The sequence below is a fragment of the Porphyromonas crevioricanis genome (assembly GCF_900167225.1).
GTDB lineage: Bacteria > Bacteroidota > Bacteroidia > Bacteroidales > Porphyromonadaceae > Porphyromonas > Porphyromonas crevioricanis.
On the sequence record NZ_FUXH01000012.1, the window covers coordinates 1 to 24,825 of the forward strand.

Annotated in this window: 23 protein-coding genes; 14 read left to right on the forward strand and 9 right to left on the reverse strand. The window is 48.6% G+C overall.

The window, feature by feature from the left end; genetic code table 11:
- The first annotated feature begins 654 nt into the window (after positions 1-654).
- The 8 genes from B5D48_RS06845 to B5D48_RS06880 all read left to right on the forward strand — a co-directional run bounded on the left by B5D48_RS06845 (position 655) and on the right by B5D48_RS06880 (position 10,457).
- The gene (locus B5D48_RS06845) at positions 655-1,614 is read left to right on the forward strand and encodes a DMT family transporter (RefSeq protein WP_023936657.1); all 960 of its coding nucleotides are present in this window, start codon (positions 655-657) and stop codon (positions 1,612-1,614) included.
- Positions 1,615-1,747: 133 nt separating this feature from the next.
- Positions 1,748-2,821 carry a DUF4837 family protein gene (locus B5D48_RS06850; protein ID WP_052115537.1) on the forward strand — a complete coding sequence of 358 codons (1,074 nt, stop codon included), beginning with the start codon at positions 1,748-1,750 and terminating at the stop codon, positions 2,819-2,821.
- Between the two features lie 70 nt (positions 2,822-2,891).
- Positions 2,892-3,989, forward strand: coding sequence for a 4-hydroxythreonine-4-phosphate dehydrogenase PdxA (gene pdxA / locus B5D48_RS06855; protein ID WP_023936661.1), 1,098 nt, complete (start codon positions 2,892-2,894; stop codon positions 3,987-3,989).
- Between the two features lie 33 nt (positions 3,990-4,022).
- A complete protein-coding gene (locus B5D48_RS06860) occupies positions 4,023-4,514 on the forward strand; it encodes an FAD synthase family protein (RefSeq protein WP_023936663.1) in 492 nt (163 codons plus the stop codon).
- Positions 4,515-4,534: 20 nt separating this feature from the next.
- Positions 4,535-5,275 (forward strand): SDR family NAD(P)-dependent oxidoreductase, encoded by a 741-nt coding sequence (locus B5D48_RS06865; RefSeq protein WP_023936665.1) that lies wholly within the window; start codon positions 4,535-4,537, stop codon positions 5,273-5,275.
- 31 nt (positions 5,276-5,306) lie between these two features.
- Positions 5,307-6,230, forward strand: a complete 924-nt coding sequence (locus B5D48_RS06870) for a CDP-alcohol phosphatidyltransferase family protein (RefSeq protein WP_023936667.1) — start codon at positions 5,307-5,309, stop codon at positions 6,228-6,230.
- Positions 6,231-6,237: 7 nt separating this feature from the next.
- Positions 6,238-7,098: a lysophospholipid acyltransferase family protein gene (locus tag B5D48_RS06875; protein WP_023936669.1), complete on the forward strand. Its 861-nt coding sequence runs from the start codon at positions 6,238-6,240 to the stop codon at positions 7,096-7,098.
- A 17-nt stretch (positions 7,099-7,115) separates the two neighbouring features.
- Positions 7,116-10,457: a UvrD-helicase domain-containing protein gene (locus B5D48_RS06880; RefSeq protein ID WP_023936671.1), complete on the forward strand. Its 3,342-nt coding sequence runs from the start codon at positions 7,116-7,118 to the stop codon at positions 10,455-10,457.
- 8 nt (positions 10,458-10,465) lie between these two features.
- Here the strand turns inward: B5D48_RS06880 and B5D48_RS06885 are convergent, their stop codons facing one another.
- Genes B5D48_RS06885 through B5D48_RS06910 form a run of 6 tightly spaced genes read right to left on the reverse strand, consistent with a single transcriptional unit; the run spans position 10,466 to position 15,989 of the window.
- Positions 10,466-11,785 (reverse strand): phosphatase PAP2 family protein, encoded by a 1,320-nt coding sequence (locus B5D48_RS06885; protein WP_052512518.1) that lies wholly within the window; start codon positions 11,783-11,785, stop codon positions 10,466-10,468.
- A 31-nt stretch (positions 11,786-11,816) separates the two neighbouring features.
- The gene (pepT, locus tag B5D48_RS06890) at positions 11,817-13,055 is read right to left on the reverse strand and encodes a peptidase T (RefSeq protein ID WP_042120190.1); all 1,239 of its coding nucleotides are present in this window, start codon (positions 13,053-13,055) and stop codon (positions 11,817-11,819) included.
- A 25-nt stretch (positions 13,056-13,080) separates the two neighbouring features.
- Positions 13,081-13,755, reverse strand: a complete 675-nt coding sequence (ung, locus tag B5D48_RS06895; protein WP_023936677.1) for a uracil-DNA glycosylase — start codon at positions 13,753-13,755, stop codon at positions 13,081-13,083.
- 5 nt (positions 13,756-13,760) lie between these two features.
- Entirely contained in the window at positions 13,761-14,177 is a 417-nt protein-coding gene (locus tag B5D48_RS06900) for a YraN family protein (protein ID WP_023936679.1), read from the reverse strand.
- Positions 14,164-15,132: a glycine N(alpha)-acyltransferase GlsB gene (locus B5D48_RS06905; RefSeq protein ID WP_023936680.1), complete on the reverse strand. Its 969-nt coding sequence runs from the start codon at positions 15,130-15,132 to the stop codon at positions 14,164-14,166. The genes B5D48_RS06900 and B5D48_RS06905 overlap by 14 nt, the downstream gene beginning before the upstream one ends.
- Entirely contained in the window at positions 15,129-15,989 is an 861-nt protein-coding gene (locus B5D48_RS06910) for a 1-acyl-sn-glycerol-3-phosphate acyltransferase (protein ID WP_023936682.1), read from the reverse strand. The genes B5D48_RS06905 and B5D48_RS06910 overlap by 4 nt, the downstream gene beginning before the upstream one ends.
- A gap of 386 nt (positions 15,990-16,375) precedes the next feature.
- On the opposite strand from B5D48_RS06910, the gene B5D48_RS06915 reads away from it, so the two are divergent.
- The 6 genes from B5D48_RS06915 to B5D48_RS06940 all read left to right on the forward strand — a co-directional run bounded on the left by B5D48_RS06915 (position 16,376) and on the right by B5D48_RS06940 (position 22,061).
- On the forward strand, positions 16,376-17,392 hold the full coding sequence (locus B5D48_RS06915) for a DMT family transporter (protein WP_023936686.1): 1,017 nt from the start codon (positions 16,376-16,378) through the stop codon (positions 17,390-17,392).
- 267 nt (positions 17,393-17,659) lie between these two features.
- Positions 17,660-18,250, forward strand: coding sequence for a hypothetical protein (locus B5D48_RS06920; RefSeq protein WP_023936688.1), 591 nt, complete (start codon positions 17,660-17,662; stop codon positions 18,248-18,250).
- A gap of 185 nt (positions 18,251-18,435) precedes the next feature.
- Positions 18,436-19,176 (forward strand): hypothetical protein, encoded by a 741-nt coding sequence (locus B5D48_RS06925; RefSeq protein WP_143742822.1) that lies wholly within the window; start codon positions 18,436-18,438, stop codon positions 19,174-19,176.
- 319 nt (positions 19,177-19,495) lie between these two features.
- Positions 19,496-20,621 (forward strand): peptide chain release factor 2 gene (gene prfB, locus B5D48_RS06930; RefSeq protein WP_111759317.1). Its coding sequence is split into 2 segments (ribosomal slippage): positions 19,496-19,558 and positions 19,560-20,621, totalling 1,125 coding nucleotides; the frame shifts between segments, so codons are not numbered across the junction.
- Between the two features lie 40 nt (positions 20,622-20,661).
- Positions 20,662-21,765 carry a DNA replication/repair protein RecF gene (recF, locus tag B5D48_RS06935; RefSeq protein ID WP_023936692.1) on the forward strand — a complete coding sequence of 368 codons (1,104 nt, stop codon included), beginning with the start codon at positions 20,662-20,664 and terminating at the stop codon, positions 21,763-21,765.
- A gap of 5 nt (positions 21,766-21,770) precedes the next feature.
- Positions 21,771-22,061 carry a DciA family protein gene (locus tag B5D48_RS06940; RefSeq protein ID WP_023936694.1) on the forward strand — a complete coding sequence of 97 codons (291 nt, stop codon included), beginning with the start codon at positions 21,771-21,773 and terminating at the stop codon, positions 22,059-22,061.
- A gap of 16 nt (positions 22,062-22,077) precedes the next feature.
- On the opposite strand, the gene B5D48_RS06945 is transcribed toward B5D48_RS06940, so the two are convergent.
- From B5D48_RS06945 to B5D48_RS06955, 3 genes are all read right to left on the reverse strand, one after another.
- Positions 22,078-23,310, reverse strand: coding sequence for an L-serine ammonia-lyase (locus tag B5D48_RS06945; RefSeq protein ID WP_036889515.1), 1,233 nt, complete (start codon positions 23,308-23,310; stop codon positions 22,078-22,080).
- Between the two features lie 60 nt (positions 23,311-23,370).
- Positions 23,371-24,000, reverse strand: coding sequence for an IMPACT family protein (locus B5D48_RS06950; RefSeq protein WP_023936698.1), 630 nt, complete (start codon positions 23,998-24,000; stop codon positions 23,371-23,373).
- Between the two features lie 128 nt (positions 24,001-24,128).
- Positions 24,129-24,677, reverse strand: a complete 549-nt coding sequence (locus B5D48_RS06955; RefSeq protein WP_023939984.1) for a hypothetical protein — start codon at positions 24,675-24,677, stop codon at positions 24,129-24,131.
- Positions 24,678-24,825 lie beyond the last annotated feature (148 nt).

The following is a 24,825-nucleotide window of genomic DNA, read 5'->3' on the forward strand; positions in this document are numbered from 1 at the left end:
TCGAAAGTGCCACAACCCTTGATCGGGTTGTGGCACTTTCTTTGTTTAGAGCATGGGCCAAAGCCTCCCCTCCTGTGCACAATGTGTGGGCAGATCTAAGAGGCTGTTACAGCTGCTTTCCATGAAATCATCGTGTCCTCATGCAACAACCCTTCCCGTGAATCTCACAAAGAGCAGCTGAGCAATCAGAATGCAGTCAAGAAGCTCCTATTTTATCCTCTCGGAATAGACATGTTTTGTAAATTCTTCTCGAGGCAAAAATCGAGGAAAAAGGAGGAAAAAAGAGTTCCGTATAGGGGTGGATATATCTCCCTCTTATATGCTCCGAATTGCTCTCCCAAAACACCGATGAATAGGGCGTTCTGAGAGGGTCGAAATTCTCTCCTGAGAAAAATTTTGCTAACACAGGAGAGAATTATTTTTTCCTCAGGAGAGAATTTTTGTTTTCTCCCGTGTCAGCAAAAAATGTCTCCCGTCAGCATCAAAAAGAGGAGGGAAAATCCTTGGAAAAAGTCCCCAATTCGGGCATAAAAAACACCTCAAAACCAAAACAAAAAGACACAAAAGAAAACAAAAAGATACAAGGGCTAAGCCCGAGAATACTTTGAGAATTTAACTCGCCCAAGCAAAGGTCTCTATGACTACCTTTGTAGCATGAATCGACCCTCCAAATCTACCGGTTGGCTGATCGGGATCCTCTCTTCGGCCTCTTTCGGTCTTATACCTCTCTTTTCACTCCCTATCCTAAAATTGGGTGTGCCACACGAGACGGTTGTCTTTTACCGTTTTCTTTTCGCTTCGCTTATGCTCGGGGCTATTCACTTAGCTAATGGAGGGAGTTTCCGGATCAATAGGCGAGAGCTGCCTCCTTTGCTGATATTAGGCGGATTATACACCGCTTCGGCTATGCTGCTGTTCTGGGGGTATTCGCAGATGTCCTCGGGTATCGCCACGGTGATTCACTATATGTACCCGTTCTTTGTGAGCATTATACTCTTCTTGTTTTTCAGAGAGCGCATTGGGGTCGTTACCTTGTTGGCTATGTGTTTGGCTGTGCCGGGTGTCTCTTTCCTCATGGGGCTTTGGGAGAATACCGGGCATATTAGCATGACCTTTTGGGCCTTTCTCGTGGTACTGGCTTCAGGACTGTCGTATGCTCTCTACATCGTTGTGGTGCACCACTCCGCTGTTCGTAGTATGTCCGGCAGGTTGCTCTCTTTTTGGGTTCTGCTGATCGCAGCCGGAGGGAGCCTGATCAACACACTTGTGGCACATGGGCAGGTGGCAGCTTTGCCGGATTATACCTCCTGGATCAATATCCTGCTGTTGGCCCTCGTGCCTACGGTCATTTCCAACATTGCGCTGGTGGTGGCAGTGCAGCAAATCGGGGCTACTCGCACGGCCGTGTTGGGAGCCATGGAGCCACTTACGGCTGTGTTGGTAGGCGTCAGCTTCTTCGATGAGAAAATCCCGGCCTCCGGCTATGTAGGTATTTTGTTTATCCTGGCAGCTGTGTTACTCACGGTCTTGTCCGGAGGGTTGGAGCAAAAAGTCCGTAATTACATCCGTCACCTCAAGCGGAAAATCACCCGACGATCCGTAGAAGGCTCTTAGCCCCAAGACAAGCCCTCTCTCAATCGCTTTTTGAGGGCTGAAATCGGCATCGGGAGTGGCTGTGGCAAAAGAACTTCGGAGTACGCCAAAAGTGACTACCTTTGGAGAGATAATCAGACAAAAGATACAAACCATGAAGTTTTGTCCCTGCATTAGAAGTCTTGCTGCTTTGTCGGCAATCTTTTGTTTTCTGCTATCGCATATCTCTTGTAATAACAGTGGCAGTAGCAGCTATCTGAAGGCTACCGGTATGCCGGGAGAAATTTTGCTGGTGATGGACAACGAGCAGTTGTCGGGGGCTGCCGGCCGGGCTGTCGAAGACCTGCTTGCGCAGTCGGTGCCCGCATTGCCACAAGACGAGCCGCTGTTTAAGGTCTCTCGCAGTACTATAGAGGGGTTTAGTGGTTTCTTGACTTATGTGCGCAACGTGATGTATGTAGAAGTCGATGAGTCGCGCTTTACAACCACCTCGGTCAAGTTCGACTACAACGTTTGGGCCAAGGGACAGATGCTTGTGAAGATGACCAGCCCAAACGCCGATTCGATTGTCTCCTATATAAAGGACAAAGGGGAGGCTTTGGTAAATCTGGTTTTGCGGCATGAGTTCTACCGCTTTGCGGATCTGCTGCACGATGAGTTCAGCCCCACAGCCATGCAAAAAGTAGACAGTATGTTCGGCTATCGGATCAATGTCCCTAAGGATATTCGCAGCTACAAAGTGGGGAAAGACTTCTTGTGGATGTCTAACAATGCAGCGTCCAAGCGACACGATTTGTTGGTCTATACATATCCCTACCGCAGCAAAAGGGATTTGGAAATGGATCGTATGATAGAAGTACGAGATTCCGTGCTAAGGCAGAATATAGAGGGAGGGGACGAAGGGTCGTACCCCTCTACCGAGACCGGCTTCAACCTCTATCATCGCTATGTCTTCGGTCCCGAAAAAGGGCAGATGCGCTCCGAACTTCGAGGGCTGTGGAAAATGACAGGCGGAGGCATGATGGGAGGCCCCTTTGTCTGTCAGGCTACATACGACAAGGAGAGCGGTTTGGTATACGTAGCAGAGGGCTTTGTCTATCACCCCAACGAACCCAAACGCAACCTGATACGAATGATGGAGGCTTCGCTCTATACTTTTAGGAAGAGAGCTCAAAAGGATTTCAATCCCGAAGGTCTCAAAAAGATGACTTATTCTCCGGTGTTCTAAAGGAATTGTTGCTCATGGGAGTCACCTCTTTCCCGAAGCAATACCAAACAGATCACTCTACAATAAAACAATGGAAAAGAACCTTCTACGCATAGCTATCACACACGGAGATATTAATGGCATTGGCTATGAAATTTTGCTCAAAGCCTTTGCGGAGCCGATGTTTGCAGAGCTGTTTTGCCCAATCGTGTATGGCTCAGCCGTGGCAGAGAAGTACTGGCGCGATGCGCTACAGATAGAGAGTGAGCCATGGCAATTGATCTCTCAGGCCTCGGAAGCACGTCCGGGGCAGGTCAATCTGATAGATGTATGTGGCGAACAAATACAGGTACAGCCCGGGGAAGCCAATCGCACGAGTGGTATGGCTGCTTTGGCAGCTCTCGAGAGGGCAATGTCCGACATCAAGAGTCGGCAGTGCGATGCCTTGGTGACAGCTCCGATCAACAAATCGGCTATGCCGGTCGATGTATTTCCATTCAAAGGGCATACCGACTACTTGGCACACAAATGCGGAGCAGAGGCCCGGGGCTTGATGATCCTCTTTAGCGATGAATGCCGGGTGGCTCTGGCCACAACCCACTGTGCATTGCAGGAGGTATCACAGCATCTCTCCGTGGATTTGATCGTAGACAAACTGCAACAGATGGAGCATAGCCTGATACAGGACTTCGGCATAGTCAAGCCTCGCATAGCTCTCCTCTCTGTCAATCCGCATGCTTCGGATCATGGGCTGATGGGGGATGAAGAGGAGCGTATTCTTCTCCCAGCCTTGGAGCAAGCCCAGCGGGAGCATATCCTGTGCTTCGGCCCCTATGCCGCAGATGGTTTTTGGGGTTCGGATTCGTCGATGCGTTTCGATGCCATATTGGCCATCTATCACGATCAGGGGTTGGCTCCATTCAAGGCCTTATATATGAATAGAGGGGTCAATTTCACTGCCAATCTACCTTTTGTACGCACATCTCCCGACCATGGCACCGGGTACGACATTGTGGGCAAAGGGGTTGCCAGTGAGGAATCTCTGCGCTCGGCCGTCTATGCGGCAATTGATATTTACCGGGCTCGCAGTCGCTATCAGGAGGCAACGAAGTCTCCCTTGAGAAAAACTTATTTCGAGAAAGGGAACGATAACGAAAAGCTCGAAACACCACCCGGAGGGGAGGAGTAACCAAAGAGCAGACAAAAGATAAAAATCAGCGATATGTTTAAGGACAAGACCATTGTGTACACTTCGGGAACATTCGATATGTTCCACTACAATCATCTTAGGATGATCAACTACGCCAGAGCATTGGCTGATATCCTTATTGTGGGGGTGAGTACGGACGAACTGGTATCCTCCTACAAAGCTCCTCCGATCATTCCTTTCAACGAGAGAATGCAGATCCTCGAAGCTCTCAAAACTCCGGATATTGTGATTCCCCAGCATACGCTCGACCACACCGAGATCGTAAAAAAGCTCAATATAGACGCTTTTGTGGTGGGAGATGACTGGAACGGCAAATACGACTATCTCAAGGATCTGGGGGTGCAGGTATTCTACTTCCCCTATGGCACAGGTGTTTCTTCCAGCAACATCAAGAAAGCTATCCACGAGAGTTATGACCACCAACTCCGAAACGAACAGCAGCAAAAACCGCATTCGGTGCTGCATTCGCATGGAGCCAGTCTGGAGAAGGTGAGCAAGGAATAAATATAGATCGATAGGGTAGGATGGAGAATCTGACCGACAAAACCGTACTGATAACCGGGGCGAGTAAGGGGATAGGCTTGGCTGTCGCCCGCCGATTGGCCAAAGAGGGCTATCGATTACTGCTCACCTATGGGCATGATCACGAAGCGGCGGAGAAAGCATGTACTCTTTGCTTGCAAGACGGAGCTTCCGATGTACAAATAATACAGGCCGATGGAACCGACCTGCGGACGATAGAGACGGTGAAGCAGGCTGTCCACCAACACACGGAGGGTTTGAGTGGCTTGATTCTCAATACCGGCATCACTTGCCGCTCTCCTTTCGAGGAGATTAGCTACGAGGACTGGTCTCAGGTGTTTGTAGCCAATGTTCACTACCCAACCTTCCTGCTGCAGCGTCTGTTGCCATTGCTGCAAAAGGGTAGTGCGGTGATTTTCACCGGCTCGATGATGGCCGTACAGCCACATGGCATGGCTCTACCTTATGGAGTGAGCAAATCGGCCGTACATGCTTTGGTGCACAATCTGGTCAAGCACCTTGAGCCCTATGGGGTCCGTGTCTGTGGTGTGGCCCCGGGTTTTGTAGACACCGATTGGCAAAAGGGGAAACCGGAAGCGATCCGGAAAAATATAGAACGGAAAGTGGCTGTACACCGCTTTGCCCTGCCCGAAGAAATTGCCGAAGCATATCTCTTTTTGCTCCAGAACAACTATTGCAATGGCGAGATATTACAGCTCAGCGGAGGGTATGCCTACGCCTGAGAGAAGCAGGCTCTGAATACACAAATCGTATATGGAGAATAATACAAAAGACAGCTATCTGTCTTCGCTCAAATCAATTGAAACAGAGAATTGGTTGGACCGCCAATTCTACCGCCCGATAGGTTATCGCCTGGCAATGGCACTCAAAGGCACAGGCATAACCCCCAATATGGTTACCATAGCCTCTATATTCGTAGGTCTGGGGGGCGGGTTGAGCTTCGTTCATTCCGAACCTTTGTGGTGGGCTTTTGTCGGTATCGCCTGTATGGTTGCAGCCAATATCATGGATTGTGTGGATGGTCAGCTTGCTCGGCTTACGGGTATCAAGAGCGAAGTCGGTCGTATTCTGGATGGTCTGGCTGGAGACATTTGGTTTGCCTGCATCTATATCTGCCTTGTGGTAAGGCTTTCGCATGAGCATGCCACTTGGCTCAATGGAAAGGGGTGGATCCTCTTCCTTGCCATGGCAATCCTCTCCGGCTTCAGTCATTTGGTGCAGGCTGCTGTTACGGATTACTACAAGACGATCCATTTGTTTTTTATCTCCCCGGAGAAAGGGCGAGATTTTGAATCCTCGGATGAGATCCGCAATCGTCTGTGTCGGATGAGGCCCGGTATCAATCGAGTACTGACCTCGGCTTACCTTGTTTATACTTCCGTGCAAGAATTCTTTTCCCCTCACCTGCAATCCTATTTGCGCAAACTCTTGGAGCAATATGGGGCAGCAGGCATACCACAGGAGCAGCGCAAAGCATTCCGGAGTGGCAGCCAAAAAGTGATGAAAGTATTGGATCTGCTTACTTTCAATGGTCGCTCGATACCTCTGTTTGTGTTCGTTTTGCTGGGGCAGGTGTGGCTCTATTTCATTTATGAGTTTGTGGTGCTCAATGTCGTGCTGGTGCTGAGTATCTCCAAGCACGAAGCAATGTGCAAGAAGCTGGCCACAGCAGCGTGACGGCAAAATGAAGAAAGATGTCCTTTCCGAACAAGATGTGTATGAGCTTTTCCCGGCTGTGGATAAGCCCGGCATCCGTCGCCTGATACGTACCATACTCAGGCGACTCAAGATTGTAGACATCAACGAAGTACACGCCAGGCATATCCATTTGCGGGGAGCCGAATTTGCTCGTGCGGCCCTCTCCGATCCGGCTATTGATGTGCGCTATGTGCTCCATGGGGCGGAGCGTCTGGAGCAAATGAAGCAAGATGGGGCCTTTGTGACAGTCTCCAACCATCCTTTTGGCTCGGTGGATGGTATTATGCTCATTGATATTGTCGGATCTGTTCGTCCTGACTATGGGGTTTTGGTAAATGGGTTTTTGAGTCAGATCGGCTGTCTCAAAGACAGTTTCATACCAGTTAAGCCTCCCAAGGGAATTAGTGGAGGCAGTAGCAGAGAAGACAATGCCTCGGGACTGAGAGAGCTGATAAATCGTCTTTCGGAAGGACATCCGGTAGGTTTTTTCCCGGCCGGAGGGATCTCGATATACAATGCACGTTTCAACAGTGTGATGGATGTTCCTTGGCAAGACAGTTGCTCCAAGATCATCCTGCATAAGCCGGTTCCCGTCTATCCCATTTATTTCCATGGGCGCAACAGCTTGTATTTCCATTTTCTCGGCTGGCTCAGTTGGGCCATACGCTCTCTACGCATACCGGCAGAGCTATTCAACAAGAGAGGACATACCTTCCATGTTTATATAGGAGAGCCAATCAGTGCCGAAACGATCCGTCAATTCAAGGGAAAGGCCCATGAGTTGTCTTTGTTTCTCTACGATCGAACCTATGCCCTGCGTCCCAAGCGAGACCATCGCCAAGAATAAGCCACTCCGAGTCTTGTATGTCTGCCCCTACCAAGCCTTCTCTTTCTGTGTACAGTGCTTCTGCCGGATCTGGCAAGACACACACACTTACGGGTGAATTTCTTCGGCTGGCTTTGCAAAACAGCACTTCTTTCCGACAAATACAAGCCATTACTTTTACCAACAAGGCCACAGCGGAGATGAAGGAGCGTATCCTCTCCGAGCTGCACACCTTGCATACCAATCCCGAGGTTTCGCCTTTCCGGGAGGAATTGCTGTCTCTTTTTCATGGCAGCATGGAGCAACTGTCGCATAGGGCAGGGGAGGTCTTGTCGGAGATTTTGTCCGGTTACAGCTATTTGCGCGTTAAGACCATCGACTCGTTTTTTCAGGAAGTAATTAGGGGTTTTGCTCGAGAGTTAGGAATTAGAGGGAGTTTTCGTGTAGAGCTTGATCAGAATGATGTATTGGAGCGATCTGCCGTGCAGCTGATCACCCAACTTGACTTGGGCGAAAACCGAGACCTGAGCATTTGGCTCAGAAGGCTCGGGCGAGATATGATCAACCGAGGCAAGGGCCATAATGTGATAGGTGAAATCAAAAGACTTGGCCGGGAGCTTTTCAAAGAAGGTCTATTGGAGGCGGAGAACAGCAGACTTCCCGAACGGGAGTTGATAGAGGCCTATCGGAAAGACATGAGCGGCATCATCGAAAGTTTTGAATCCGAACTGAACGATCATGCCGAAGTACTGCAGGCGATATTCGACTCTGCCACATTTCACCCGAGTGACTTCAAATGGGGTTCGACCTCCGCTCCGGCCTCTCTGTACAACTCCCTTGTTGTAAAAAAAGAGATAAAGGAGCCGACAAGTAGGATGAAGAAGTTTGTCGATGGAGAGATTTTATCCAAAGACAGCTTGGGCAAAATTTCCGAAGAAGATCCCCTGGTATTGAAGTTGGTGGAGCTTATAGCCTCCTACATAGAGCTGTTCCGCAGCAAATATCCTCTCTATCTGTCGGCCAAAGCTGTACTTGAGAATCTTTTCCGTCTTGGTATCCTCCGAGACTTGCAGCTATCTATACAGCAACTCTCGGATGAGGAAAATACGATGCTAATATCGGATAGTACAAGTCTGATATCTCGCATTATAGACAATTGCGATACCCCTTTTATATACGAGCGACTTGGCAGTACGATCAAGCACCACATGATAGACGAGTTTCAAGATACCAGTCGTAAGCAGTACGACAACCTCAAGCCGTTGTTGGAAGAAGGGGTATCTCACAGCTGGTTCAATCTGATCGTTGGGGACGTAAAGCAAAGTATCTACCGTTTCAGGAATGCAGATCGCAGCATCCTGAGCGAACAACTTCCGAAAGACTTTGCAGACTGCTATCGCTTGTTCAATCTGCAACAAAACTGGCGCAGCTTGCCCCAAATCGTCTCTTTCAATAATGCTCTCTACGGAAAGGTTCCCTCTCTGGTGAGGGATTTTATGAGGGAAAGGCTTCGGACAGAAGAGGAAATTTTGCCGGAGCATAAGTTGGAGTGTATGTTGGAGCCGATAGTTGCTGCTTATGAAGGGCAGAAGCAGGTGGTTGCGCGCCAATCGGATGAAGAAGGGGCTGTCGTACTGCATCTATACGATTCGAGCCATCCCCAGTCCGAAGAGACCGAGCAACAAGAGGCAGAAGAGGCTGCTGATGATGTCCTTTGTTCTCTGCCCGAAACGCTCATAGACATACAAAAACGAGGAGTGCAGGCATCGGATATAGCCATATTGGTGCGAGACCGGAAAGACGCAGGCCGGATAGCGACCTATCTGATGTCCTGGCAGAAAGAGTATCCGGACTATAACCGCTCCTTTCCGCATATTACCCTCAATGTCCTGTCATCGGAGGCTTTATCTGTCAAGTCCTCTCCCAGCGTGCGATTTTTGACAGATGCAATGGCATTCTTGGCAGGCCCCTCGGATGAGAATTTGCGCAAGAGTGCTTACCAAAGTTTTATACGAATCGGAGACAGAGAGCGAGCAGAGGCCGCCCTGCACTATAATGAATACAAGCAGGCCGATTTTTCGCCACAAGAAACAGAGAGATTATTGCAGATAGCACGCACCGATCTGCCCAATATGGTAGAGATGTTGATTGCCATGATCGGAGAAAAAATGGAGAGCAGCGAACAGCCCTATGTGTTGGCTTTTCTCGATCTGGTTTCCGAGTACTTGGAGCATGGCCTTCCTGACCTACGCTCGTTTTTGAGCTGGTGGGAGAGCAAGAGTGCGAGCAGCTGTATCGAATCTCCGGCTAATGCCAATGCCATTCATATCCTCACTATCCACAAGTCCAAAGGGCTTGGATTTCCGGTAGTTCTCTTGCCCTATGCCGATTGGGGCATTGATATTGACTACAAAAAGGCTAATGGTCAAATCATCTGGTGCACGACGCAGCAAATAAAAGACGATCGCTTCCACCGGTTGAGCCACGTCCCCCTTTCGATGAACTCTGGCTTGAGCAACACGCTCTTTGCCGAATATGATGCTCAGGAGCGAATCAACTGTGCTATCGACAACCTGAACCTCCTCTATGTATTGACGACCAGAGCAAAGGACGAACTTCATATTTGGATAAATACACACAAGGGCAAAGAGAGCAAAAGTGAAAAACCGCCACAACAAACTGTCCAGCAGATCATAATAGACAGCCTTGAGGTGGATGTAAATAGCAATAGCTCTCTATATACTTTGCACAGGCTTGGGGAGGAGTCGATTACAGACCTTGCTCTACCAGTCTATCGACCCGTACAGAAACAACAAGTAGAGCAAATAAATCTCCGTATCACAAATACTCGAGACAGTCTTGACCCCCATCTACTCAGCCGGAAATTGAAAATCAAGCGTGAAGCCGACCATTATACTTCCGGAGAGCAGGTCGATGCCATAGCAAGAGGTAGAGCCTTGCACTATGTACTGGAGCAGACAGAAACAACCAAAGACTTGGATTCGGCTATCGAGAAAGCGATTGTCGAGGGGCTTATCCCATATCAAGAAGTAGAAGAAACAAAGACGAAGCTCCACGAGATAATGGAGCATCCATTGGTGATAAGCTGGTTTGATGGCCATTTGAGGGTACTACGAGAGGTAGCTATTGTAGTGGGGAGAAGAGGGGAAACCTATCGTCCGGACAGAGTTATGCTATATCCCGATGGACATACAGCCATAATTGTGGATTATAAGTTCGGTAAGAAACGACAAGCCTACGCCAGACAGCTCAATCGCTACCGTGGTTTGGTCGAAGCCATGGGTTACCCATCGGTGAGTGCCTATATCCTCTATGTCGATGCCAACGAGATAGAGGAAGTCCGCCCTGCAGTCGAATAATAGTGATCTTAATAATGGATTGTAAACCCGGCTCGGAACAGAGGGTGGAAGCCGGATGCGTGTTTTGAGTGTAAATGTCTCTCCAGAGGTATCGCTTGTATGTCTGTGATTTTCAGGTGGAGAGGTTGGTGGTAGAAGCCTATCATCGCAAATGGCTCAAAAAGAGAGGACAAACGGACAAAAGACCCCAATTCGAGGCTGAAAGAAGGAGCTATTGAATGGCTCATGCGCAATGGGTGAGGCTCGGAAAGGTCTACTTGCCCTGGCATGGATAGCCCCAAAGAGGCGGAAACCCTCATGCCCCATAAAGAGTTGAAGAGATAATCATAGTCCCCCTGCAACACAAATGCTATGCGCTTGATCGGTATCGAAAGATTTTCCTTGGGGCGCAACTCTTCGGGCAAAGCCTGCTCTGTTACATATTCTACAGAGGGCGAAATACCAGTACCCAATCGCCATCGGGAGTTAAAACGATAGTGCAGTGTGGCACTTATCGGATTGCTATGGTGATGCAAACCGGCTACAAATCCCAAAAAGCCATCGACAATGTTGAGGGAAGATATATCCAGCTCCATCCCAGATTTGGGGACTTCGTCTCTTGGTGGAAACCACACGATCCGAGGTTTTTCGGGAGAGAAAATCAGGTCACTTACAATATAGCCCAGCTCGGCCGAAAAGATACCGGCACCGGCACCGAAAAGGACATCACCAGCCCAGTGTCTATTATTTAGCACCCGTCCCACACCTACCGTCAAAGCGGAGAAATATGCCACAGAGCCCAAGAGGGGATACCGAGCTCCATATTCACGCTGAAAAAGGTGGGCGGACATGAAAGCTGTAGCCGTATGTCCTGAGGGAAAACTATTATTGCTCGATCCGTCCGGCCGGGTACGCCCGATTGAGTATTTGAGGGAATTAACGATAATGGCGGTGGAAACGGCGGCTGTGAGGTTTGCTGTAAGAGTTTGCCATATATGCCGGCTATGCCCCTCTATGCCGGCTGTGCGCATACCGAGTTGAGCAACAAGAGGGATCAGTTGCACATAATCATCATAGTGATTGCGAAACTGCCGCAGGTGCAAATTACGAATACTGCGTACTGTGGAATCCGGAGCAATGAGGCTGGTCAGCATCATCGGAGCTGCGGGGATAAACAAGTGATGATAGTCGAGCCCACTCCCTACTAATGCTCCTGCCTGTACATCCTTGAGAAACTGTCTGTGAAGACTATCCGCACGCCCTTGTACAACCCAGCTTGGCTGCTGAGAAGATACAGTAAAGGGCAACAATAGGAGCCACGGTGCTATAAGGCGAAAAAGGAATCTCATTGGGAGAAGCAAGATTTTATACAAAAGCCGTCTACTGTCTACCCTCTTTCTCCGCCTGCCCCCAAAGAGCAAGCAAATGCAGGAGTGTATCGACAGCTCGCTGCATAGAGGTGAATGAGACATACTCATACCTGCCGTGAAAATTCATCCCTCCGGTAAAGAGATTGGGACAGGGTAGGCCCATGAAAGAGAGACGTGCCCCGTCTGTACCCCCCCGTATGGGCTTGAGTCGTGGAGATACACCACAATGTTTCATGGCTTCGAGAGCCTTGTCGATTAGTTGAGGGTAAGGCTCTACTTTTTCACGCATATTGTAGTATTGGTCCTCCAATTCCAGCTTTATGGAAGCTCCGCTATGTAGGGCTGATATCTTTTCCACAAGTTGGGTAAGGAGGGCTTTCTTTTCTTCAAAGGCGGACCTGTCGTGATCTCTCAGTATATAGCTCATTTGTGCCTGCTCCACACTACCCGAAAGTGCATGTAGATGATAGAATCCTTCGTATCCTTCGGTACACTCTGGCCTCATCTTTTCGGGTAGTTGGCTATGCAGATCGATGGCCAGCTGCAGAGCATTGATCATCTTTCCTTTTGCATAGCCGGGGTGGACATTGCGCCCACGAATATCTATTTTGGCTGAGGCGGCATTGAAATTCTCATACTCGATCTCTCCTTCGTAGCCACCATCTATAGTATAGGCGAAGTCGGCCCCGAAAGCCGGGACATCGAAATGATCGACTCCTCGCCCTATTTCTTCGTCCGGGGTAAATCCGATGCGCAAAGGACCGTGTTTTAGTTCAGGCTGAGTCTGCAACAGCTCTACCACAGTCATTATTTCGGCCACTCCGGCTTTGTCGTCTGCCCCGAGCAGGGTGGTCCCATCTGTAGTGATGAGAGTATGACCTTGCAAAGTTGCCAATTCAGGGAAGTCGGCTACACGCATGGTCAATTGGGGATTGAGAGCTATATCCTGCCCATCATAATTCTCGATGATCTGAGGTTTAACCCCACAGCCGATCATGTCGGGTGAAGTATCGACATGGGCAATCAAGCCTATCACGGGGGCATTCTCCATACCCGGAGAAGCCGGGACGCCGGCTGTCACATAGCCGTACTGATCCATTTTTACGTCTTGCAAGCCCAGATCTCTCAGTTCTTCGGCAAGCATATTCAGCAAATTCAGCTGTTTGGCTGTAGAAGGGAAATCGGTACTCCCCTCGTCACTCTGTGTATCTACTGCCACATAGCGAAGAAAACGCTCCAACAAACTCATACTCTTTGCTTCTATTGCCATACAACTACCAAACGATGGGTTCAAACCCATGATCTTGCAAATAGGCATTCGCCTGACTGAAATGTTTGCAACCGAAAAAGCCTCGATGGGCCGACAGAGGCGAAGGGTGAGGGGCCTCGAGTATTAAATGACGACTCCGATCTATCATGGCAGCTTTCCGACGAGCATAGCTCCCCCAAAGCATGAATACCACGTGTTCTCGCTGTTTGGCCAGAGCCTCGATTGCAGCATCGGTGAAAGTCTCCCAACCTTTGCCCTGATGAGATCCGGCACGGTGAGCTTCTACCGTAAGGGTGGCATTGAGCAACAATACACCTTGCTCGGCCCAGGGCCCCAAGTGGGCTGAGGCAAGCTGGGAAGGTTGCCCCAAATCATTTTGTATCTCGGTGAGAATATTTCGCAAACTCGGAGGGGTGCTGATACCGGATGGTACCGAAAAGGCCAAGCCCTCTGCCTGCCCCGGCTCATGATAGGGATCCTGCCCGAGGATTACCACACGAGTTTTCTCGAATGGGCAAACATCAAAAGCTCGGAAGATATGCCGGGCTGGAGGATAAATTGCTTGACCGCTACAGTAAGCCGAGCGAACAAAAGAGGTCAAAATCTCGAAGTACAACTTCCCAAACTCTTCATCGAGGGCTTTTTTCCAACCCTCTTCCATACGTACATCTACTCTCATGGTACTTACTTGTTCTTATTTCGACTTCTGTGATGTAAAGCCCGATAGGTTTGTCTCATCATCGGGGGATGAAAAGCGGCCTCAGTATGATTGAGAGTTAATGTGCCATCGGTATGAGCAATTACATCTACGATATCGTATCTCACTCTCAGTGAGGTTCCACTTGTCCGTATGTAATGATTGGCTGCGACTACGATGTTGTAGATCTTCTGCCGGTCTATGGCCTTATGAGCAGAGAAGGCCGTTCCCTCGGTGCGGGTTTTGACTTCCACAAATACGATATAAGAGTGGTCTTGGCAGATAATATCGATCTCTTTACTACTCCAGACCCAATTACACTCCAGAAGCCTGTAGCCTTTGGCTTGCAACAAATTCCGGGCAGCTTCTTCTCCTCTTTCTCCCAAAAGGTTATGCCTTGCCATTGGCTTTCTCCTTGCGATAGGACTCGATATGTCGCTTCTTCTTCTCGTCGAGTATCCGATCCACAGCGATGAAGATACCGGTCTCTTCGACCTGACCGAAATGTTCGTTGAAGACGGTGCCAAAGACTCTCATTTCCGGAGAGAGATTCATGTAAGAATTTACCAGTGGAGGTATGCTGATCCCCAGTGCACGTATGATCCGGTTGAGAACTTTGTAGTTCTCCGAATAATCATCGGAGGGGAAAAGACTCTCAGCCCTCGCCTCGTCTATCTCTATCTGCAGAGGGACGATAGGGGTGATGAGCTTCTCTGTGTCGGCAAAATGCTTGCGTAGGAAATAGAGCAACAAATTGCGTGCTTCTCTATTGTAATGGGTGTACATCGTCACTTTGCCATAGAAATACCTGATTTGTGGGTACTCCACGGTGAGGGCACCGATGCCGTCCCATAGGTTATCCAATGCAAAAATCGCCTTACTACCTTTCTCGGTAGACTGGTAGCCTTTGGCCACAAACGAACGCCCCAGCTCCACTGTATAGGGGAGGTATTCTTCGATAAACTTCGGGCTGAACCGGAACAGCTCCGCTGTTGCCAGCTTGGGTACCCCATCGGTACCTACCTTTACTCGGTCTCCGAGCATAAAACGGTATCCTCCTATAATTGCTCGATCGACCGGATCCCAGACTATCAACTGCAAATAACCGTCCGCATCTAAATCATATTCGTCTATATCACAAGATTTTCCTGTCCCTCCTCCATGGTATCGAAAGGCCTCCTCGCGTAGACGTCCCAGCTCCTGCATTGTATAGGGAGCCTGAGAGGCATGGAAAACGTAAATCTCATTCCCTCCTCGGTTGGTGCGCCTGAGACGAAGCTCTGGATTGAGTTCGGCAATAAGAAAATCCGGCTCTATGGCCGGGATCAGTGGCTGAGGCTGACTGTCTGTGGTACTCATAAATGATGGGAGGAATTGGTAGGGTTTGAAACTTGCTGTGTCGGTCTTGTACGATCCAACATATACACACGACGGCGAATGTCCTGTGCTATCTCTATCGCCGGACGTTTGTCTCGGCTCAACTCTTCGGGAGTAATAGGCTTACCTACAAATATCTCGAAGGATTTGCCCCGAACACCGAACATCTCGTGTGGTAAGAGAGCAGTCCCGAGATTAAATCGAATTCCCAGGGCTTTACGCCAACGTTCTATGCGATAAAAGGATCGAGAATTGCGACCCGAAAAGAAAAGAGGAACAATAGGTCTGTTGTAACGGATACTCTGCTGCACGAAACTTTTGGCCCAGGGTAAATCTTGTATACGCCCGTCAATTAGGCGCGAACAAATGCCGGCAGGAAAAGTGACAACCGGCAAATCCGATTGCATTGCCTCATCCAGCATCTCTACCGACTCTCGTGCCTGTCTGCCAAACTTGTTCACAGGCAGGAAAATCGGTCTCAATGGCTCCAAATGATAGAGCAGATCATTCACGATATAGCGCACATTGCCATATCTATTATGGATAAGGTGGGAGATACAAATACCATCGAATGCCCCCAGCGGATGGTTGCAGACAAAAATGCAACGGCTGGATTGTGGCAAGTCGGCCGGATTATGCCAGGAGACGGAGACAGAGAAATAGTCCACCAAAGCCGCCATAAAGGCTGCTCCGCGCAGATGGCCGTATCGAGAGAGGATTGTATTGATTTCATTCTGGTGGATCAGACGCTCTATTGTCCACACAATGGGGCGGGGCCAAGGCCTACCGGACTTGGACGCTATCACGGCCCCGATATCTACCAATTGTGTATTCTGCATAGTTGTCGTCTGGTATCCGATACACTGGCTCTTCACCCCAAAAGGGAGACAGGGAGGCATCCCTGTAATTGGACTGTTGGGAAGCAAAGAACCACCGCGAGATCTCACACAAAGATAGCATTTTGCCATAGCCACCGAGTTGCTCGGGGCTATAGCTCAGCCTTTTTGCCAGATACCATGGACAACACAAATTCCTTTGGGCTCATAAAACAGGTGATTGAACATTGTTTCAATAACTTAAAATGACCTGATCCAGCCGTGGTAGTTCCGGTTGAGTGACATCTCCCGAAGAATGGTAACTTTGGGGAGAGGCATATCTTGGAGAGTAACTATACCCTGAGATGTAAGGTCTGGCTCTCCTTTCTGGTGTATTCTCGTGAGTTGCTATGCAGAAGAATGAAAAAACGATTGAACGAAAAACGGGCTTAGGCCCTGTTTCTCCGAAAGAGAAGAAAACAAAAAGGCTATTCTTTAGGGATCGGAAGTTTAGAGCTTACATTGGTATGACCCTCTCGACCATGATCGTAGGTCTCTCCTTCGTCTTTGTTAAGCTTGCTCTGCGGAATGCCCAGCCTATCGACCTTTTGGCCCATCGCTTCACTGCAGCTACTCTGGTGCTTGTGTTGCTCTACCTTTTTCGGTTGATAGAGTTGCCGCATTTTCATCGCAAAGATGTATTGCAACTGCTGGGATTATCTCTCTTTTATCCTCTTCTCTTTTTTGGTCTGCAGGCTCAAGGTTTGCTCTATACCACAGCTGCCGAAGCTGGTATATTGTCGGCTACTATACCAGTCGTAACTCTCCTTCTGGCTATGACTATTCTCAAGGAAAAAAGTTCATGGGTCCAGATGGTAGGAGTAGGGGCTTCTGTGGGAGGTGTTATCTATATTTTCCTTCGCAGTGGAGTGACGATACATACCGAGAATGTCAAAGGATACGTGCTGATACTGCTTTGTGTATTGGCTGTGTCTTGCTACTACATATTGGGCCGTAAGATCAATAAAAACTACAAGGCTATGGACATAACCGGCTTTATGATCATTATGGCTTGCCTTGTGTTTAATGTTACAGCAATAGTTTTTCATCTCTATTCCGAGGGGTCGTTGCGCTCATTCGTGTCTCCTCTCAGACACCCTGATTTCATCTATTCTGTGCTCTATCTCGGAGTTCTCTCTTCTCTTTTTACTTCTCTTTTCAGCAACTATGCCCTCTCCGTGGTACCGGCTTCGCGTGTAGCTGTATTCAATAACGTATCACCCGTCATTTCTGTCATGGGAGGGATTGTCTTGCTGGGCGAAGAGCTGCACCTCTACCACTACATCGGTGGGATATTTGTTTTGTTGGGTGTTGTCGCCACTAATCTACCAACTAAGCGTGTTCTTCCTTCAGATTCTTCGCTGTAAATCTATACAATGTCCTCGTCTTTAGAATTCTCTTTGAAATTCTCACTCCAACACAAGTTCTGCTAACGACAACGTGTGAATACACACCTTTTATTAACGGTAAAGATGTAGGTCGATAAATATATATATCTTTGCCGGAGGGCCGTTCGGTATGTAATCATCCATAATTGAGTTACTTGTGTCCAAGTTACAAGCCGAAGGGGGGCTTGTCTATTGAATATGTCTTATTGGGAGTGAAAATATTATTAACAAATAAAATGAGAAGCTATGAAAAAGTTTTTGTCCGTGGCTATGGCTCTTTTCGTGATGTATTGGGGACTGCTGTTTGTCGGATGCAGTAAAGTAGAAAAGGGTAATATCGATCCCCAATCAACAACTCTTACCATCACTATCCCTGCCAAAGAAGTTCCTTTTACCATTGATCCTGCATCTTTTGCAGGGGCGAATGAATTGCGAGGAGGCTCGGAAAAAGTTCTTTACGAGGATATCATAGAGTGGGATTATGAGGAGGCTCTTGAGTCTCATGGTATAAATCCTCAAGCCCTGCAAAGAGTACGAATCAAAGGATTGGATATTCTTTTCATCGAACCTCAAGATTTGGATGTCGTTCCTTTCAGAACATTCAAAGCTTACATGGGGACTCCATATGATTTAGTTGCAGAGGGAGATTCTCAAACAGAGGGAACAGAGAAAAAAGTGGATTTTATCATACATAAACCGGACTTCTTGAAATTGTTGCAGAGCAAGAATATTCCCATTAAGCTCACTTGTGAAGGTCAGATACCTCCTGTACCAAACAAAATAGAGGCTGTCCTGACAATAAAAGTAGAAGTCACAGGGTTTCTTTCTGATATGTAATGGTACAAACTTTTTTGTCTACTGTCATGTACAACAGATATAAAACCTTATTTCTTTTTCTTCTTCTGTACTCTTTATGTAGTTTGTCCTTATCTGCGAATAGTAGAGACTTGTATTTGTCTTCTCCGGTGGGAGAATCGGATGAGATCCAAGGTGCGGACTTGTCTATGGATGGAACAGATAGAATGGACAAGATTCGTTATGCACTTGGAACCCACATTGCTGTTTGGGGAGGAGTCGGCATAGAGGGAGCTGTAGGGTTCACTCCCAAGTTGACGGCTCGTTTGGGTTATAATTTTTTCTCGTGGAGTGTTTCTAGAGACAAATCTCTCTCATCTTTTGGGCTGCCCAAAGATGTATCCAATTCCGTCCAAGAATCTTTGGGGTATGATCCCCAAGCTGCCTTGAAGGGATCTGTACTCTCTTCTATGGGATATGCTTTGGTGGACTATCACCCCTTTTCTTCCTTTCGGATGTTCCACGTTTCGGCCGGGGCATACTTTGGGAAAATATCTGTTTCTGCAAAGGCTTTGCTGAATAACCCAACAAGCGGAAGATCAATAGTATATGATTGGGATAGCCCGGATGACCTTCCGCAAGGTTCGTTCAAGGATACGGATGGAAATCAGTATACTATCCGTCCGACTGACGAGGGAGAGCTACATTTGACATCCATATTTGGAAATGCCATAAAGCCTTATGTGGGAGTGGGATTGGGCTATTCTGCTCCCGACTCCGGCAGGGTTTCTTTCCGTTTGGGAGTAGGAGTACTTTATTCCGGGATGCTTCGTTTTGAAAGCCCCAATGTTGTAGAAGGGGATGTCAATAAATTGGTGCTGGTGGAGCAGGATTACGTCCCAACTGTTGTTCAGTGGACACAGTGGTTGCCTTCATTGAGTCTGGGGCTCTCTGTTCGTATTCTGTAGAAGTATTTTCCTCTGTTTTTCCGATGCAGGCACTCTCAATTATTGGGAAGCCTGCATTTTTTTATGAGACTATTGCCTAACACGTATTCACTGTGTTATTTTCGACATCTAAGTTCGGTCATAACTATAGGTATACACCTTGCGCCTCAGACCTCAATACCTTCAAGATTACCACATTCCGCAGAGTCGACAGAAAGTGCAAGTTCAATTGCCTTTTTGGGGTTTATACAAGGGTTTATCTATCTAATCCGAAGTAATCCAAGACTGTGGCAACGGGCTCCTTTTGCTAACTTTGCCACGAATAATAATTTATGTATCAATGATCACAATGGACCAACTGAACTCTCTGTTGGAGCGCCGGGATGCGCTGAGGGGGTATCTTTGACGTCGACAGGCGTCGTATACAATTAGAGGAGGAAGAGCTCAGAACACAAGATCCGGAATTTTGGCAAGACCAGCAGAGGGCCGAACAGCAAATGCGTAAAGTCAAAGACTTGAAGCGCTGGATCGGCTACTACGATGATATTGTTTCGGCCGTAGAGGAGGTGCAGCTGGCGTATGACTTCTGCAAAGAAGGCATAAGCGAAGAGAGCGAACTGGATGAGGCCTATCATCATGCTCTTTCGTTGATAGAGGATGTGGAGCTGAAAAATATGCTTCGTGCTGAAGAGGATAAACTCGGGGCCGTCCTGAAGGTTAATGCCGGAGCCGGTGGTACGGAAAGTCAGGACTGGGCGTCCATGCTCGTCCGTCTCTATCAACGCTGGGCCGACAAGCATGACTATAAAGTCACCATAACTAACTGGCAAGACGGAGATGAAGCCGGTATCAAGACCGTCACCTTGCAGATAGAGGGCGATTTGGCGTATGGTTTCCTCAAGTCTGAGAATGGCGTACATCGATTGGTGCGTGTCTCTCCCTACAATGCACAGGGCAAGCGAATGACCTCTTTTGCTTCTGTTTTCGTTGTGCCACTGGTAGACGATAGCATAGAGATAGAGATCAATCAGGGAAATTTGTCTTGGGATACCTTTCGCTCCAGTGGGGCCGGTGGGCAGAATGTCAATAAGGTAGAGACAGGTGTGCGTCTGCATTACCTCTACAAAGACCCCGATACAGGAGAGGAAGAAGAGATCGTAATCGAGAATACGGAAAGCCGCTCTCAGCTCAACAACAGAGAGAATGCTTTGCGTTTGCTGCGCTCTCAACTCTACGATAAGGCTCTGGAAAAGAAGCGTGCCGCCCAAGCTGAGGTGGAAGCCGGCAAAAAGAAAATCGAATGGGGCTCTCAAATACGCTCTTATGTCTTCGATGATCGTCGGGTAAAGGACCACCGTACAGGCTGGCAAACTTCCAATGTCAATGCCGTAATGGATGGCGATATAGACGACTTTATCAAGGCTTTCTTGATGGATATGGGAGGCAAGTCCGTAGGCGAAATCTGAGCCGGACATATATCTCACGCAACAGTAATAATTTACTGCTATGATAGCCCAAAGTCTCAGGTTGCACTGTTTCAAAAATATCTCGGCTGCAGATTGTTTTTTCTCTCCCAAGCTCAATTGTTTTTTCGGGCTTAATGGGATGGGTAAGACCAACTTGCTCGATGCTCTGCATTACCTGAGCTTTACTCGCTCTCACTTGTCTATACCGGACAGCTTGGCCGTACAGGAAGGGGCGGATATGGCTATTCTGGAGGGTAAATACCTCAGCGACGAAGGGGCTGTAGAGGAGATAGTACTCTCTATAGCCCCTCCGAAGCGTAAAATTCTCAAGCGAAATGGGAAAGATTACCGACGCATAGCCGAGCATATAGGGCGTTTGCCTCTGGTGATCGTTTCTCCGCAGGATTACCTGCTTATACAGGGGACAAGTAGTGAGCGCAGACGTTTTATAGACCAATTCCTCTGCCAACAGTCGGCTGTGTACATGGACGGTCTGATGCGTTACAACAAAGCCTTGGCAGACCGTAATGCTCTCCTAAAGGCAGAGCGGCCAGACCCTTCCCTTTTGGATGTCTATGAATGGCAAATGGCCATGGAAGGCGCGAAGATCGTGGCAGCTCGGCAATCTTTTATCTCTTATTTCGTTCCGCTTTTTTCCCGTCACTACCGTCTTATCTCGGCTGATAGCGAACAAGTCTCTTTGGCCTATCGCCCTTCTTTGTCCGAGACCTCTGCAGAAAGCTTTGCCATGGCTCTTAGAGACAACCGCAGTAGAGATCTCTTGTTGGGCTATACCTCTGCGGGCATCCACCGAGATGAGCTTGAGATGAATCTCGGGTCCAGATTGATAGGCAAGGTCGGTTCGCAAGGTCAAGCCAAATCTTTCTTGATAAGCCTCAAGTTGGCGCAGTACGACCACATGCAATCGGTACTTACCGAGCGACCGATACTTTTGCTGGATGATATTTTCGACAAGCTTGATTCCGAGCGAGTAGAGCGTATCATGTCTGTTGTCAATCAAGACAGCTTTGGGCAGATATTCATCACCGATACCAATCGCAAACACTTAGACGAGATGATCGCCAAGCAATATGACGACTATCGTCTCTTTGTTATTCATAAGGGACAGGTCCGTACAGAGTAAGGGCTATGAAAAAGAAGCAGGCGAAAAGGATCGGAGAAGTAATTCGCGATTGGATGAGTCAGGAGCCGGAAGTGCATGAGAGACTCTTGTCAACCGAGGTCGAACGCATATTCCCCGAGCTTTTAGGCCCTTTGGCCAGACATATACGTAGCTGTGAGGTGTATAACCGAGTTCTTTTTGTCCGGCTTTCTTCTGCCAGTGTGCGCCATGCCCTCTCCTTGCAGAAAAGCGATTTGATCCGCCGAATCAACCAGCAGATCAACGCCAATCTGATTATGGATATATCTCTCAGATAGAGGAAAACCTCCCCTCTTAGTGGCAGCCCGGACAACCGCCTTTCTTGCAAAAAGAGTAGGCGATCGCAAGCCCTCCTTCAGAAGTTTCTTTGTACAGGCTCGGTAGGTCTTTGCCTGTCTGACGCATTACCTCTACAACCTGATCGAAACTTACACGGTGTCTGCCGTCACTGAAATTTGCATATACATTAGCGTCGAGGGCTCTGGCTGCGGCAAAAGCATTGCGCTCGATACAGGGAATTTGCACCAAGCCACCCATCGGGTCGCAGGTCAGCCCCAAGTGATGCTCAAGCCCTATCTCTGCTGCATACTCTATTTGAGCCAGTGTGCCTCCAAAAAGTTGTGCAGCTGCAGCCGCAGCCATGGAGCAGGCAACTCCTACTTCTCCTTGGCAACCCACTTCGGCTCCGGAGATGGAGGCGTTGGTACGAACCACATTGGCAAAAAGACCGGCTGTGGCCAGGGCGTGTAGTATGCGCTTGTCGGAAAACTCTCGTTGTTCTTGCAAAAAATAGAGTACACCGGGCACTACTCCGCAGCTGCCGCAGGTAGGGGCCGTAACGACCACTCCTCCGCTGGCATTTTGCTCTGCCACAGCCAAGGCATAAGCGAAGAGGTTGCCACGGCTACGCATCGTGGGGAGATAGCCGGCTGCTCTTGTGTGGTAGTTGGCTGCTTTTCTTCGCAGCCCCAATCCTCCGGGCAATACGCCCTCGGCTTCGAGCCCCTCTTTCACGGCACGACGCATTACAGCCCATATCTCCGAGAGGAAATCCCATATCTGAGGGCCTTCGTTTTCCTCCACATATTCCCAAAAACTCATTCCTCTGGCATCCAAATCATTGAGGATGTCGTATATCGTACTAAGCGGATAGACCTCGGCCGACTGCTGCTCGTTGAACTGCTCATTAGCCAATACCCCTCCTCCGATACTGAATATCGTAAAGCTGTCCAGTATGTTCCCTTTGCTGTCCAATCCTTCAAAGAGCATCCCGTTGGGGTGGAATGGAAGAACGATTTTAGGCTCCCAGATAATCTCCGTAGGGGCCGATTGCTGCAATATGTCAAGTATGGCCACATCGGTAAGGTGACCACGACCTGTGGCTGCCAAACTGCCATAGAGTGTTACTCTGTATGAAGCGGCTCTGGGGCATTGATCCAAAAAACGCATGGCTGCCCTGCTGGGGCCCATTGTATGGCTGCTACTTGGTCCGTGACCGATACGAAAAACCTGAGTGATACTATCCATGGGCATGGCTGCAGTGATTTAGAAGTCTGAATATGTTTTGTTTGTTAGGGAAGATCTGGTTCATTCGGCTTGACTGCTGTCGGTCTTTTCGTTCGGTACGGACAGCTGGCAACCATAGAGAGAGCTCAAACGGCTTTTCAGTTGCGGGCTATCATTGGCTCGAATACGGATCCTCAATCGGCAGGATTCTCTGCAATCTTGCTCTATGACTTCTGCCGATGAGTCTTTCACCAATCGCATAATCTCGCCCATCAGCTCATAGCCGAACTGAATATCCATCTCCTCCTTGCGGATGACAGGCAAACGATCCGCCTCTTCAATGGCCATAGCCATAGCTGTTCGATAGGCTTCGATGAGACCGGAGGTTCCGAGTTTGATACCTCCGAAGTAACGCACCACGATACCTACCACATCGCTAAGGTCAGCAGAGACGAGACGCCCCAGTATGGGTTTGCCGGCTGTGCCGGAGGGCTCGCCATCGTCGTTGCTACGCTCGATACCGTCCGCCCCTAAACGATAAGCCCAACACACGTGCCGAGCATCATAGTACTTCTTGCGGTAAGTCGCCACGATCTCCAAAGCCTGCTCGGCTGTACAGACCGGCTCCAGAAAGGCCAGAAAGCGACTACGCTTTTCTGTGAGAGAAGACTCGGATTTTGCAGCTATGGTATAGTAAGTATCGCCTGTCATCAGTACAAAAATAGCAAAAGAGCAGGGTCGATGCCTTTGGAGGCTTATCGACCTTGCTCTTTTCTGTATACAATAGCCTCGGGAGATCTCGCACGGAGAGAGCGAAGACTCTCGGGGCGTTTGATTTGTCAGAAGCGCATGGTTGCTCCTATTGTGGCATAGGATATTCCCGACCCAGCTTCAAAGAACGCCCCCCACGCAGGAGTAAAGAAGTATCGAATACCAAAGAATCCGCTGTTGGCAAAGTTCCATTCGGATTCGGTCTTGACATTGTATATGTTGGAAGATACTGTGGATAGTCCGTACCCGATCATCAAGCCCAGATAGGTATCCAGTCGCTCTATAAATTCGTAGTGCAACGTACCACGTACGCCGAATACAATATGGCTTTCATCGGCTTTGGCATTGCCATATTTTAGTCTGGAGGAAGTAAAGCCGGTGTATCCGCCCAGCCCCACAGAGCCATTCTGATTGAGAAACCCGCTCAATACACAATGGTCGTAAGCCAGAGAAACCGGGGGAATGAGCATGTTGTAACCTTTTGAGTAGAGAGAGCTACCCATGCCGATACCCAGATTGAGTGTACCGGTACCTTGATCGAAAGTGGTACTCTGTGCGTTTACCATGCCCACGGAGAGGGCAAAAAAAGAGATGATAGAGAGCAAAATCTTCTTCATTGTAGAGGTATTGTTTGCTGTTTTGATAATTATTGTCTGATTAAATGATCGCTCTTCAGGCACATATTTGTATGGCCTTTCGGGACAAATATAGCAAATGAATGGGATCGGGTAGTTCAGAGCCACACTAAAGCCATCGGGCTGTCTG

Coding starts and splice junctions, on each gene's coding strand:
- B5D48_RS06885 (WP_052512518.1), bottom strand. CDS start 11,785: ATGAGATTCCTTTTTCGCCTTATAGCACCGTGGCTCCTATTGTTGCCC.
- B5D48_RS06875 (WP_023936669.1), top strand. CDS start 6,238: ATGAAGAAAGATGTCCTTTCCGAACAAGATGTGTATGAGCTTTTCCCG.
- B5D48_RS06905 (WP_023936680.1), bottom strand. CDS start 15,132: ATGAGTACCACAGACAGTCAGCCTCAGCCACTGATCCCGGCCATAGAG.
- B5D48_RS06860 (WP_023936663.1), top strand. CDS start 4,023: ATGTTTAAGGACAAGACCATTGTGTACACTTCGGGAACATTCGATATG.
- B5D48_RS06865 (WP_023936665.1), top strand. CDS start 4,535: ATGGAGAATCTGACCGACAAAACCGTACTGATAACCGGGGCGAGTAAG.
- B5D48_RS06945 (WP_036889515.1), bottom strand. CDS start 23,310: ATGGATAGTATCACTCAGGTTTTTCGTATCGGTCACGGACCAAGTAGC.
- recF (WP_023936692.1), top strand. CDS start 20,662: ATGATAGCCCAAAGTCTCAGGTTGCACTGTTTCAAAAATATCTCGGCT.
- B5D48_RS06880 (WP_023936671.1), top strand. CDS start 7,116: ATGTCTGCCCCTACCAAGCCTTCTCTTTCTGTGTACAGTGCTTCTGCC.
- B5D48_RS06925 (WP_143742822.1), top strand. CDS start 18,436: ATGGACAAGATTCGTTATGCACTTGGAACCCACATTGCTGTTTGGGGA.
- ung (WP_023936677.1), bottom strand. CDS start 13,755: ATGAGAGTAGATGTACGTATGGAAGAGGGTTGGAAAAAAGCCCTCGAT.
- B5D48_RS06915 (WP_023936686.1), top strand. CDS start 16,376: ATGCAGAAGAATGAAAAAACGATTGAACGAAAAACGGGCTTAGGCCCT.
- B5D48_RS06955 (WP_023939984.1), bottom strand. CDS start 24,677: ATGAAGAAGATTTTGCTCTCTATCATCTCTTTTTTTGCCCTCTCCGTG.
- B5D48_RS06850 (WP_052115537.1), top strand. CDS start 1,748: ATGAAGTTTTGTCCCTGCATTAGAAGTCTTGCTGCTTTGTCGGCAATC.
- B5D48_RS06940 (WP_023936694.1), top strand. CDS start 21,771: ATGAAAAAGAAGCAGGCGAAAAGGATCGGAGAAGTAATTCGCGATTGG.
- B5D48_RS06870 (WP_023936667.1), top strand. CDS start 5,307: ATGGAGAATAATACAAAAGACAGCTATCTGTCTTCGCTCAAATCAATT.
- B5D48_RS06950 (WP_023936698.1), bottom strand. CDS start 24,000: ATGACAGGCGATACTTACTATACCATAGCTGCAAAATCCGAGTCTTCT.
- pepT (WP_042120190.1), bottom strand. CDS start 13,055: ATGAGTTTGTTGGAGCGTTTTCTTCGCTATGTGGCAGTAGATACACAG.
- B5D48_RS06900 (WP_023936679.1), bottom strand. CDS start 14,177: ATGGCAAGGCATAACCTTTTGGGAGAAAGAGGAGAAGAAGCTGCCCGG.
- B5D48_RS06920 (WP_023936688.1), top strand. CDS start 17,660: ATGAAAAAGTTTTTGTCCGTGGCTATGGCTCTTTTCGTGATGTATTGG.
- B5D48_RS06910 (WP_023936682.1), bottom strand. CDS start 15,989: ATGCAGAATACACAATTGGTAGATATCGGGGCCGTGATAGCGTCCAAG.
- B5D48_RS06845 (WP_023936657.1), top strand. CDS start 655: ATGAATCGACCCTCCAAATCTACCGGTTGGCTGATCGGGATCCTCTCT.
- pdxA (WP_023936661.1), top strand. CDS start 2,892: ATGGAAAAGAACCTTCTACGCATAGCTATCACACACGGAGATATTAAT.